Origin of the sequence: Halomonas sp. G15 (assembly GCF_021282295.1) — a bacterium.
GTDB lineage: Bacteria > Pseudomonadota > Gammaproteobacteria > Pseudomonadales > Halomonadaceae > Halomonas > Halomonas alimentaria.
Window position 1 is genome coordinate 33,569 of the sequence record NZ_JAJSPA010000030.1, and the last position, 10,616, is coordinate 44,184.

12 protein-coding genes are annotated in these 10,616 nt (G+C 69.4%); 5 read left to right on the forward strand and 7 right to left on the reverse strand.

The window, feature by feature from the left end; genetic code table 11:
- Nucleotides 1-4: 4 nt before the first annotated feature.
- Genes djlA through LWH48_RS13445 form a run of 4 tightly spaced genes read right to left on the reverse strand, consistent with a single transcriptional unit; the run spans nucleotide 5 to nucleotide 3,896 of the window.
- Nucleotides 5-772: a co-chaperone DjlA gene (gene djlA, locus LWH48_RS13430; protein ID WP_232912967.1), complete on the reverse strand. Its 768-nt coding sequence runs from the start codon at nucleotides 770-772 to the stop codon at nucleotides 5-7.
- Nucleotides 772-2,715, reverse strand: a complete 1,944-nt coding sequence (gene dxs / locus LWH48_RS13435; protein WP_232912968.1) for a 1-deoxy-D-xylulose-5-phosphate synthase — start codon at nucleotides 2,713-2,715, stop codon at nucleotides 772-774. Before dxs ends, djlA begins: the two co-directional genes overlap by 1 nt.
- 16 nt (nucleotides 2,716-2,731) lie before the next feature.
- A complete protein-coding gene (gene ispA / locus LWH48_RS13440; RefSeq protein ID WP_232912969.1) occupies nucleotides 2,732-3,619 on the reverse strand; it encodes a (2E,6E)-farnesyl diphosphate synthase in 888 nt (295 codons plus the stop codon).
- Complete coding sequence (locus tag LWH48_RS13445; protein ID WP_213311750.1) at nucleotides 3,606-3,896, reverse strand: exodeoxyribonuclease VII small subunit; 291 nt, start codon at nucleotides 3,894-3,896, stop codon at nucleotides 3,606-3,608. The genes ispA and LWH48_RS13445 overlap by 14 nt, the downstream gene beginning before the upstream one ends.
- 244 nt (nucleotides 3,897-4,140) lie before the next feature.
- Here LWH48_RS13445 and serA point away from each other — a divergent pair, with 244 nt between their 5' ends.
- From serA to LWH48_RS13470, 5 genes are all read left to right on the forward strand, one after another.
- The gene (gene serA, locus LWH48_RS13450; protein ID WP_232912970.1) at nucleotides 4,141-5,391 is read left to right on the forward strand and encodes a phosphoglycerate dehydrogenase; all 1,251 of its coding nucleotides are present in this window, start codon (nucleotides 4,141-4,143) and stop codon (nucleotides 5,389-5,391) included.
- A gap of 184 nt (nucleotides 5,392-5,575) precedes the next feature.
- Complete coding sequence (locus LWH48_RS13455) at nucleotides 5,576-6,364, forward strand: enoyl-CoA hydratase (RefSeq protein ID WP_161431728.1); 789 nt, start codon at nucleotides 5,576-5,578, stop codon at nucleotides 6,362-6,364.
- A gap of 130 nt (nucleotides 6,365-6,494) precedes the next feature.
- Nucleotides 6,495-7,322 (forward strand): HTH-type transcriptional regulator BhcR, encoded by an 828-nt coding sequence (gene bhcR / locus LWH48_RS13460; RefSeq protein ID WP_232912971.1) that lies wholly within the window; start codon nucleotides 6,495-6,497, stop codon nucleotides 7,320-7,322.
- A 77-nt stretch (nucleotides 7,323-7,399) separates the two neighbouring features.
- Nucleotides 7,400-8,428 (forward strand): aspartate carbamoyltransferase, encoded by a 1,029-nt coding sequence (locus LWH48_RS13465; protein WP_232912972.1) that lies wholly within the window; start codon nucleotides 7,400-7,402, stop codon nucleotides 8,426-8,428.
- Nucleotides 8,429-8,502: 74 nt separating this feature from the next.
- Entirely contained in the window at nucleotides 8,503-9,135 is a 633-nt protein-coding gene (locus tag LWH48_RS13470) for a hypothetical protein (protein WP_232912973.1), read from the forward strand.
- A 4-nt stretch (nucleotides 9,136-9,139) separates the two neighbouring features.
- Here LWH48_RS13470 and ruvX read toward each other — a convergent pair whose 3' ends face one another.
- The 3 genes from ruvX to LWH48_RS13485 all read right to left on the reverse strand — a co-directional run.
- Entirely contained in the window at nucleotides 9,140-9,598 is a 459-nt protein-coding gene (ruvX, locus tag LWH48_RS13475) for a Holliday junction resolvase RuvX (protein WP_232912974.1), read from the reverse strand.
- Between the two features lie 31 nt (nucleotides 9,599-9,629).
- The gene (locus LWH48_RS13480) at nucleotides 9,630-10,202 is read right to left on the reverse strand and encodes a YqgE/AlgH family protein (protein WP_232912975.1); all 573 of its coding nucleotides are present in this window, start codon (nucleotides 10,200-10,202) and stop codon (nucleotides 9,630-9,632) included.
- A 17-nt stretch (nucleotides 10,203-10,219) separates the two neighbouring features.
- Nucleotides 10,220-10,616, reverse strand: a 397-nt coding sequence (locus LWH48_RS13485; protein ID WP_232912976.1) for an energy transducer TonB, incomplete at its 5' end; no start/stop codon positions are given.

Consider the following 10,616-nt stretch of genomic DNA (forward strand, 5'->3'; position numbering starts at 1 on the left):
CGGGTCAGGTATCACGCGCCTTGCGGATGCGCTCGTAGGCGTTGCCGATCTCGCTGGTGCGCTCGCGGGCGACCTCGCGCATGCTCTCGGGAAGCCCCTTGGCGGCCAGCTTGTCGGGGTGATTCTGGCTCATCAGGCGCCGATAGGCCTTCTTGATCTCGGCATCGCTGGCGTCCTCCTCGACCCCCAGCACCCGGTAGGCATCGGCCAGGGAGGGGCCGCTGGCCACACCACCCCCGGCCTGCTCTCCGCCACCGTGCAGCATGGCCTCGACCTGGGCGATCTCCGCCTCGGAGCAGCCCAGTCCGCGCACCACCCGCATCAGCATCTCACGCTCGGCAGGGTGCAGCTGGCCGTCGGCAGCGATCGCCGCTAGTTGCACCTGCAGGAAGACCTGGCGCAGGGCGGGCTGCGGGCCCAGCAGCGGGCGCAGTCTGGCAAGCTCCGCGTCCAGGTCGAAGTCCGGCGCCTTGCCGCGGTTGAAGTCGGCCCGGGCCCGGGCGCGCTGGGCCTCGTTGAGGCGCAGGCGGTCCCACAGCATGCGCGAGGCGTCCAGCTCATCCTCGGTGACCTGGCCATCGGCCTTGCACAGACACCCCATGACCGCGAAGGTCGATTCGAGGAATTGCGTCTGGGATGCGGCCAGCTTGCCCAGCAGGCTGCGGCGCAGGCGCTTGACGAGCCAGTAACCGAGCCCGCCACCGACCAGCGCGCCCACGGGCCCGCCGATCATGAACCCCAGGCCGGCGCCGATCAGTACGACGATCCACATCAGCGAGCCTCCCCTGTCATCGCGGCATCGTCGCCACCCTCCAGGCGGCGACGGATGGCGGCCTCGATGCCATCCGCATCCAGGCCGCACTCGGCGAGCAGCTCGGCGGGCTTGCCGTGCTCGACGAAGGCGTCGGGCAGCCCCAGATTGAGCACCGCCCCCCGCACACCCTCGGTGGCCAGCAGCTCGTTGACCGCGCTGCCGGCACCACCGGCCACCACGTTCTCCTCCAGGGTCACCAGCAGGTCGTGGTCGGCCGCCGCGGCCAGCACCGCATCACGATCCAGGGGCTTTACCGAACGCATGTTGAGGTGGCTGGCATCGAGCCGCTCCGCCACCTCGGCGGCCGGCGTGTTGAGGCTGCCGAAGGCCAGCAGGGCGACGCGCCGCCCTGCCTCGGCGCCGCTCTCGCGACGCACCTGCGCCCGCCCGATGGGGGCCGGCTCGAGATGCGCGGGAATCTCGACACCCGGCCCGCTGCCCCGCGGATAGCGCACCGCGGCGGGGCCCGGGTGGTGGTAGGCGGCGCTCAGCATGGCGCGGCACTCCGCCTCGTCGGCCGGCGCCAGCACCACCATGCCGGGCACGCAGCGCAGGTAGGAGAGGTCGAGGCTGCCGTGGTGGGTGGGGCCGTCCTCGCCCACCAGGCCGGCGCGGTCGATGGCGAAGGTGACGTCGAGGTCCTGCACCGCCACGTCATGGATCAGCTGGTCATAGCCGCGCTGCAGGAAGGTGGAGTAGATCGCCACCACCGGCTTCATGGCCTCGCAGGCCATGCCCGCGGCCAGGGTCACCGCATGCTGCTCGGCGATGGCCACATCGAAGTAGCGCTCGGGATACTGCTGCGAGAAGCGCACCAGGTCGGAGCCCTCGCGCATCGCCGGCGTGATGCCGATCAGCCGTTCATCGGTGGCGGCCATGTCGCACAGCCAGTCGCCGAAGACATTGCAGTACTTCTTCTTCGCCGGCGCAGGCGTGGCCGGCTTGAGCGGCGGCGGGGCGCCGTTCTTCTCCAGCTTGGTGATGGCATGGTAGCCGATGGGGTCGGCCTCGGCGGGCAGGAAGCCCTTGCCCTTGCAGGTCTTGACGTGGAGGAACTGCGGCCCCTCCAGGTCACGCATGTTGCGCAGGGTCTGTACCAGCAGCGGCAGGTCATGACCGTCGATGGGGCCGATATAGTTGAAGCCCATCTCCTCGAACAGGGTGGCCGGGCTGACCATGCCCTTCATGTGCTCCTCGGTGCGCCGAGCCAGCTCCAGCGCCCCGGGCAGATGGGAGAGCACCTTCTTGCCGCTCTCGCGCATGGTGGTATAGGGCTTGCTGGTCAGGATGCGCGCCAGGTAGCTGGCCATGCCGCCGACATTCTCGGAGATCGACATCTCGTTGTCGTTGAGCACCACCAGCAGGTTGGCGTCGACGTGACCGGCATGGGCCAGGGCCTCGAAGGCCATCCCGGCGGTCAGGGCACCATCGCCGATCACCGCACAGACACGCCGCTGCTCGCCTCGGGTGCGGGCGGCCAGCGCCATGCCCAGCGCCGCCGAGATCGAGGTGCTGGAGTGGCCCACGCCGAAGGTGTCGTACTCCGACTCGGCACGCCGCGGGAAGGCCGCCAGCCCGCCATGGTGACGGATATTGGGCATCGCCTCGCGGCGCCCGGTGAGGATCTTGTGGGGGTAGGCCTGGTGGCCGACATCCCACACCAGGCGATCATGGGGGGTCTCCAACGCCTGGTGCAGGGCCACGGTGAGCTCCACGACGCCGAGGCCGGCTCCGAAGTGCCCCCCGGAGACCCCCACGCTGTAGAGCAGGTAGGCGCGCAGCTCGTCGGCCACCTGCGCCAGCTGCGCGGTGGTCATGGCGCGCAGCGCGGCCGGGGTATCCAGGGTGTCGAGCAGCGGCGTGGCCGGACGCTCGACGGGAATGTCATCGAACAGCTTCATGTGGGCATCTGTCGTGTCAGTGGTCACGCTCGATCATGTATCGGGCCAGCGCCGCCAGCGGCAATCCGGCCTCGCCCAGCGGCGCCAGGGCGGCGACGGCCTCCTCGACCAGCCCCGCCGCCCGGGAGCGGGCGCCCTCGAGACCCAGCAGGGTCGGATAGGTGGGCTTGTCGCGGGCGGCGTCGGCCCCCGAGGCCTTGCCCAGGACGGCAGTGTCACCGATCACATCGAGTACGTCGTCGTGGATCTGGAAGGCCAGGCCGATGGCCCGGGCATAGGCATCCAGGGCGGCCAGGCGGGCATCGTCCTCGGCCACCGCGGCCAGCCCGCCCAGGCGCACCGCGGCACGGATCAGCGCCCCGGTCTTGTGGGCGTGCATGGTGGCCAGGGCATTCACATCGGGGTGGCCGCCCACGGCATCGAGGTCCAGCGCCTGTCCGGCCACCATGCCGTCGCGCCCCGCCGCCTCGGCGAGGCTGGCGATCATCGCCGCCAGGCGGGGATGTCGGGCACGGGCAACCACCTCGAAGGCCAGCGACTGCAGCGCATCACCGGCGAGGATCGCGGTGGCCTCGTCGTAGGCGCGGTGCACGGTGGGCTGACCGCGGCGCAGGTCGTCGTCGTCCATGGCCGGCAGGTCATCGTGGACCAGCGAGTAGGCGTGGATCAGCTCGATGGCCATGGCCGGGGCGTCGAGGGTAGCCTCCTCGGCCCCCAGGGCGCGGCCGGCGGCATAGACCAACAACGGGCGCAACCGCTTGCCCCCCACCAGTACGCCGTGACGCATGGCGGCCTCGAGGCGCGGTGCGGGAGCGGTGCGCTCGACAAACAGCGCCTCGAGGCGGGCATCTACCCGCGCGCGATCGGCGGCCAGCAGGGTGGTCAGGGTGTCAGCGTTCACCATCGCCCTCCGACGGCGGCACGAAGGGCTCGAGCTCGATACCGCCCTGGGTGCCTTCGGTCAGGGTGCGCACCTTGAGCTCCGCCTCGTCGAGGCGACGCTGGGCATCACGGGTCAGCCTCACTCCCTCCTCGAAGGCGGCAAGCGAGTCCTCCAGCGACAGCTCGCCGGACTCCAGTCGTGCCACCAGGCCCTCGAGCCGCTCGACGGTGGCGGCGAAGTCACCGCTCGCGGTGTCGTCGGCCTGCGGCTCACGGGACCGCTCGTTGCGCTCTGCCATGCTGCTCCTTTAAACCGCCCCGAAAGTCAGAAAGAGATCATCCAAGGGGCGACAGTATACACGCTCCCCCCGGGGGGTCGTCTGCCCCGCCGCCTGCTGGCCTCTGTGACGCCGTAAACTTGCATCTGGCTCATATGAGCAGCGCAGCATTTTCATCCTGGCTCATTTTCCGCTGTGATAAGATGGTGGCCTCACCAGTTTCTGACACTGCATGCGGCTCGCGCCGGAAGGGGTTGATTCGACCATGGCAAAGACGTCCCTGGACAAGAGCAAGATCAAGATCCTGCTGCTCGAGGGCATCCACCAGACCGCGGTGGACAATCTTCGCAACGCCGGGTACTCGAACATCGAGCACCTGCCCACCTCGCTGGATGAAGCCGCGCTGATCGAGAAGATCCGCGACGTCCACTTCATCGGCATCCGCTCGCGGACCCAGCTCAACGAGCGGGTATTCGATGCCGCAGAGAAGCTGGTGGCCGTGGGCTGCTTCTGCATCGGCACCAACCAGGTCGACCTCGACGCCGCCCTGGTTCGCGGCATCCCGGTGTTCAATGCGCCCTACTCCAACACCCGCTCGGTGGCCGAACTGGTGCTGGCCGAGGCGATCATGCTGCTGCGCGGCATTCCCGAGAAGAACGCCCGCGCCCACCAGGGCGGCTGGCTGAAGAGCGCCAAGAATTCCCACGAGGCCCGCGGCAAGACCCTGGGGATCGTCGGCTACGGCAGCATCGGCTCGCAGCTCTCGGTGCTCGCCGAGTCGCTGGGCTTCGACGTCATCTACTATGACGTGGTCGCCAAGCTAGGCATGGGCAACGCCCGCCAGGTGGGCAGCCTCGACGAGCTTCTCGGCCGCGCCGACGTGGTCAGCCTGCACGTTCCCGATCTGCCGTCGACACGCTGGATGATCGGCGCCGAGCAGATCGCGCGAATGAAGCCGGGCGCCATCCTGATCAATGCCTCCCGCGGCAGCGTGGTGGTGATCGAGCCCCTGGCCGAGGCGATCCGCGAGGGGCGCCTCAACGGCGCCGCGGTGGACGTCTTCCCGGTGGAGCCCAAGGGCAACGACGAGGAGTTCGAGAGCCCGCTGCGCGGCCTGGAGAACGTCATCCTCACCCCCCACATCGGCGGCTCCACCCTGGAGGCCCAGGAGAACATCGGCATCGAGGTCTCCGAGAAGCTGGCCACCTACTCCGACAACGGCACCACCGTCACCTCGGTCAACTTCCCCGAAGTGGCACTGCCGTCCCACCCGGGCAAGCACCGCCTGCTGCACATCCACGAGAACGTGCCGGGGGTGCTCTCCGAGATCAACCGGGTGCTCTCCGAGAACGGCATCAACATCGCCGGCCAGTACCTGCAGACCAACGAGAAGGTCGGCTACGTGGTGATCGACGTCGACAAGGCCTATGGCCCCCAGGCGCTGGACGCCCTGCGCCAGGTGACGCACACCCTCAAGGTGCGCGTGCTCTACTCCGACGGTGGCCAGGACGCCTGATCCCGCCACCCCGGTGCCGTACTGAAAGCCCCGCCGCCGCGTCTCTCCGACGCGGCGGCTTGCGTTCGGGAGCCGGCAGGGCGAGCGCCCCCTTGGTCGCAGTGCACGGAGATGGCCTGGCGCGCTAGGCTGTGGCCTCGATGAGACAAGGCCTGAACGCCTGAACAACAACCAGGAGCCCCAGATGAGCGAGACCACCCCACCGGTACGGCGCCATGACGCCGACGGCGTGACCACCCTGACCCTGAACCGCCCGGCGAGCTTCAACGCCCTCTCCGAGGAGATGCTCGAGGCGCTGGGCGCCGAGCTCGCGAGACTCGCCGACGACGGCAACGTGCGCTGCGTGGTGCTCGCCGCCGAGGGTCGCGCCTTCTGCGCCGGCCACGACCTCAAGCAGATGCGCGCCCATGACGACGACCGCGACTACTTCCAGGCACTCTTCGCCCGCTGCGCCGGGGTGATGCAGGCCATCGTCGAGCTGCCGGTGCCGGTGATCGCCCGGGTCCAGGGCATCGCCACCGCCGCCGGTTGCCAGCTGGTGGCCAGCTGCGATCTGGCGGTGGCGGCCCGTTCGGCGCGCTTCGCCGTCTCCGGCATCAACGCAGGCCTGTTCTGCTCCACCCCGGCGGTGGCGCTGTCACGCAACGTGGCCCGCAAGCGCGCCATGGAGATGCTGTTCACCGGCGAGTTCATCGATGCCGATACCGCCCGCGACTGGGGACTGGTCAACCGCGTTGCCGACGACGAGCAGCTGGACGAGGCGGTGGCCGAGCTCGCTGCCAGCATCTGCGCCAAGAGCGCGGTGGCGGTGCGCACCGGCAAGGCGATGTTCCAGCGCCAGCTGCGCATGCCGCTGGACGAGGCCTACGCCTTCGCCGGCGAGGTGATGGCGGGCAACATGCTGGCCGAGGACGTGGCCGAGGGCATCGACGCCTTCATCGAGAAGCGTCGCCCAGTATGGAAAGACCGTTGAGGGGGGAAGGACCGCTGAGCACCCAAGGAGCCGCGCAAATGGGTTAGTGGAAGTGATTTCCGCAGACGCGACAGGCGCGCGCCGACAAGGTATCCTGTGCCAGCGAAGCCAAGGCATAAGGAGTTTCAGGGTGAGTGAAGTCAAGCGCAGGACGGCGGGGCGCCCCGCGGGATCGGGCAAGGCCAGCGGCGGCCACAGCCAGTCGCTGGTGCGCGGCCTCAACCTGCTGGAGCGCCTGGCCGGCCACCCCGGCGGCCTGGCCCTTTCCGAGCTCGCTGAGCAGGCCGACCTGGCCCCCTCCACCACCCACCGCCTGCTGCAGGCGCTGCAGAGCCAGGGCTTCGTCACCCAGGACAGCGAGCTAGGTGTCTGGAAAATCGACGTCAAGACCTTCCGGATCGGCAACAGCTTCCTCGAGGCCCGTGATTTCGTGGGCACCAGCCGTCCCTTCCTGCGCCGCCTTACCGCCCAGACCGGCGAGACCGCCAACCTCGGCATCCGCGATGACGGCACCGCGGTGTTCCTGGCACAGAGCGAATCGCCGCAGATGATGCGCATGATCACCCGGCTGGGCTCTCGTGCCCCGCTGCACGCCTCCGGCGTAGGCAAGGCACTGATGGCCTGGCTACCCGAGGACGAGCTCGAGCGCATCCTCGCCGAGCAGGGGCTTTCTCGCGTCACCGAAAACACCCTGCACACCCCCGAGACGCTGCGCGAGGGGCTGGCCGAGATCCGCCGCCAGGGCTTCGCCTGCGATCGCGAGGAGCACGCCATCGGCCTGCACTGCGTGGCCGCCTGCATCCACGACGAGCACGGCACCCCACTGGCCGCCATCTCGGTCTCCGGCCCGGTGGCACGCATCCCCGAGACGCGCCTGCTGGAACTCGGCGAGCTGGTGCGCGATACCGCTGCCGAGATCACCGCCCGGCTGGGGGGGCGCACCCCGGAGGTGTGGTAGCGGCGCCGGGCCGTGAAGCCATCAGCGCGACGGAGTACACTGGCGGCCGTCCATTCGCCCCAGCCGAGGCCACGCCGATGAGTCACCACCTGCTCTCCGTCGATTCCCTGTCCCGCGACGATGTCGATCACCTGATGCGGGTCGCCGCCCGCATGGAGCCCATCGCCCAGCGGCGCCAGGTCACCCGGGTGCTGGAAGGGGCGGTGCTCGGCAACCTCTTCTTCGAGGCCAGTACCCGCACCCGGGTCAGCTTCAACGCCGCCTTCTGCCGGCTGGGCGGCAGTGTCTGCGACACCACCGGCTTTACCTTCTCCTCCATGGCCAAGGGCGAGTCGCTCTACGACACCAGCCGGGTGATGAGTGGCTACTGCGACGCCATCGTGATGCGCCACCCGGAGCTCGGGTCGGTGGCAGAGTTCGCCGCCGCCACCCATGTGCCGGTGATCAATGGCGGCGACGGCCCCGGCGAGCACCCCAGCCAGGCATTGCTCGACTTCTACACCATCGACAAGGAGTTCAGCCGCCTGGGCAAGGGACTGGCCGGCGCCCACGTGCTGATGACCGGCGACCTCAAGTACGGGCGCACCGTGCACTCGCTGATCAAGCTGCTGTCGCTCTATGCCCCCATGCGCATCACCCTGGTGGCGCCGCCGGGGCTGGAGATGCCCAGCCACCTGGTCGACCTGGTCGCCTCCCGGGGGCATCGCATCGAGCAGCGCGACAGCCTGGCCCAGGACTATGCCGACGTGGACGTGGTCTACACCACGCGCATCCAGAAGGAGCGCTTCACCGCCGAGATGAGCGAGGGCTTCAGCCTCTCCCGGGACTTCACCGTGGACCGCGCCTTCCTCGACGCCCGCTGCGGGCGCGACACCCTGGTCATGCACCCGCTGCCCCGCGACAGCCGACCCGAGGCCAACGACCTCGACATCGACCTCAACGGCGACCCGCGCCTGGCGATCTTCCGCCAGACCGACAACGGCATCCCGGTGCGCATGGCGATCTTCGCCACCCTGCTGGAGGTAGACAACCTGATCGAGCAGGAGCTGCGCCCGGTACGCTGGTTCGTGCCGCCGCGCGTGGGCGTTGACGACCCGGCACTGTAAGCAACGCGCAGTTTCGCCGCTCTCGCCTATGCTGAGGGGTGATCCTTCCCCTTGGCGGCAAGAGGCACCACGACATGAACCTGCACCGCGCCTATCGGCTCCTGGCACTCTTCTACACCGTGCTGCTGCTGGTCGGGGCCATCGCCCTGCTGGCCGGCGGCGGCACCGCGCTGTCGCTGGCTCAGCTGGCCCTGGGGGCCATGGCGGTGGTGGGGTTGTGGGGCTATATCCTCAAGCGCGGCTTCATGAACCCACGCATGTGGCGACCTCTGGCGGCGCTGCTGGCGGTGGCGGCCGTGGTGCAGCTGTGGGCGGTGCTCAACCTGTCGCTCTCCGGCGAGCTGCTCACCTGGATGCTGGCCAGCGCGATCTTCTCGGCACTGCTGGTGGTGATCCTGTATCGCTACGGCGACCGCGACCAGGCCCTCTGGGCCACGCCCGAGGAGCTCGAGGCCGCCCGGCGGCTGGAGGCGCTGCTGGAGGAGGGTGACGGCCCGCTGCAGGCCGAGGCAAGTGACGGGCAGCGCGAGTCGCGAGTCACGGTGACCCGAGACGGCGACGGGTTCCACGCCAGCGTGACTCGCCGCCGCCACGCCGAGCGCGAGAGCTTCGAGGAGCGCTTCCACCACCCCGCCACCCTGGTGTTCTTCCTGGAGAAGTTCGCCGGCGTCTCGGTGCAGGACTTCACGCGTCCCGACGCCGCCTGAGGCGTCAGCGCTGCACCGGCCCTTGGCCGGGCAGCCCCTCCCGGGCGGCAAACCAGCGCTCGACGATCAGCACTGCGCTGATGCCATCGACCCCCTCATCGCGCCAGCTGCCGCGATGGCCGCGTTCCCGGGCGATCAGCTTGGCCTCGCCGGTGGAGCCGCGCTCGTCGACCATCTCGCAGGGTACCCCGTAGCGGCCGAACAGGCGCTTGCCGAACTTGCGGGCGCGCGTGCTCATCTCCTGCTCCTCGCCCGCCGCGGTGAGCGGCAGGCCCACCACGAAGAGGTCCGGCTGCCACTCCTCCACCAGCCGCCCGACCCGCGACCAGTCGGGAATTCCCTCCCGGGCCGGCAGCGGGTCCAGCTCCCGGGCACTGCCCAGCAGTTCGTTGCCGACCGCCACGCCGATGCGCCGGGTGCCGAAGTCGAAGCCCAGGATCAACCGCTCGCCCTGCCTGGCCATCAACGCCCTCCTGCCATCCGTCGCGTCCGGTTCACGAATGCCCCGCCTCGCGGGTCATCAGGTTGAGGTCGATGCCGAGGATCCCGGCGGCGGCACCCAGGCGCTGCTCCGGCGGCACCTCGAAGAGGATGTCGCCGCGCCCCTCCACGGTGAGCCAGGCGTTGTCGAGCAGCTCGGCCTCGAGCTGGCCCGACTCCCAGCCGGCACAGCCCAGGCACACCAGGAAGTGCTCGGGGCCGCGGCCGGCGGCCAGCGCCTGGAGCATGTCCATGGAGGTGGTCAGGGCGATCTCCTCGGTGACCTGGATGCTGGAATCCCAGTCGGCGCTAGAGCCGCGGTGCAGGATGAAGCCGCGGTCCTTGTGCACCGGACCACCGTAGTAGACCGGCGCGTTGCGGTGCGGGCTCTCCTCGCCGCCCAGCTCCAGTTGTTCGAAGAGTGCCTCCAGGGTCAGCTCGAGGGGGCGGTTGATGATCACCCCCATGGTGCCCTTCTCGTCATGGTCGCACAGGTAGGCGAGGCTGCCGGCGAAGTTGGGATCTTCCAGGTGCGGCATCGCCAGCAGGAAGTGATCTTTCAGGCCGAAGTTTTCCACGGATTGCATGAGACTCCCCGGCGGTCCTAACGCACGCCGAAATTGTTGCCTTGGCCGAACCGCCAGACGCGGGTGATGGAGAGCGAGTCCAGGTTGCCCATGCCCGCATCGAAGGGACGATAGGGGCCGGCACCGTTAACGGTATCCAACGCCGCCTGGTCGAGTTCGGAATGTCCCGACGATTGTATCACCTCCGCCTGGCGCAACTCGCCGTCGCGGCCGATCACCACCCGAATGCGCAGCTGCCCCTGGAGATGACGCGGCGCCGGATGCACGCGATTGCCGTAGGCCTCGACGCGACGGGTCCAGTCGTCGATATAGCGCGCCTCGGCGGCACGCTGGGCGGCCTGGCGGGGGGCACCGGTCTCGCCGGGCGACTCCGGAGCGAGACCCTGCTCACGGATGCTGCGAGTGGCGTCGGCA

Excerpts from the sequence above, each read along its gene's own strand:
- LWH48_RS13465 (WP_232912972.1), top strand. The coding sequence starts at position 7,400 with ATGAGTCACCACCTGCTCTCCGTCGATTCCCTGTCCCGCGACGATGTC.
- ispA (WP_232912969.1), bottom strand. The coding sequence starts at position 3,619 with ATGGTGAACGCTGACACCCTGACCACCCTGCTGGCCGCCGATCGCGCG.
- LWH48_RS13445 (WP_213311750.1), bottom strand. The coding sequence starts at position 3,896 with ATGGCAGAGCGCAACGAGCGGTCCCGTGAGCCGCAGGCCGACGACACC.
- LWH48_RS13470 (WP_232912973.1), top strand. The coding sequence starts at position 8,503 with ATGAACCTGCACCGCGCCTATCGGCTCCTGGCACTCTTCTACACCGTG.
- ruvX (WP_232912974.1), bottom strand. The coding sequence starts at position 9,598 with ATGGCCAGGCAGGGCGAGCGGTTGATCCTGGGCTTCGACTTCGGCACC.
- serA (WP_232912970.1), top strand. The coding sequence starts at position 4,141 with ATGGCAAAGACGTCCCTGGACAAGAGCAAGATCAAGATCCTGCTGCTC.
- LWH48_RS13455 (WP_161431728.1), top strand. The coding sequence starts at position 5,576 with ATGAGCGAGACCACCCCACCGGTACGGCGCCATGACGCCGACGGCGTG.
- LWH48_RS13480 (WP_232912975.1), bottom strand. The coding sequence starts at position 10,202 with ATGCAATCCGTGGAAAACTTCGGCCTGAAAGATCACTTCCTGCTGGCG.
- dxs (WP_232912968.1), bottom strand. The coding sequence starts at position 2,715 with ATGAAGCTGTTCGATGACATTCCCGTCGAGCGTCCGGCCACGCCGCTG.
- djlA (WP_232912967.1), bottom strand. The coding sequence starts at position 772 with ATGTGGATCGTCGTACTGATCGGCGCCGGCCTGGGGTTCATGATCGGC.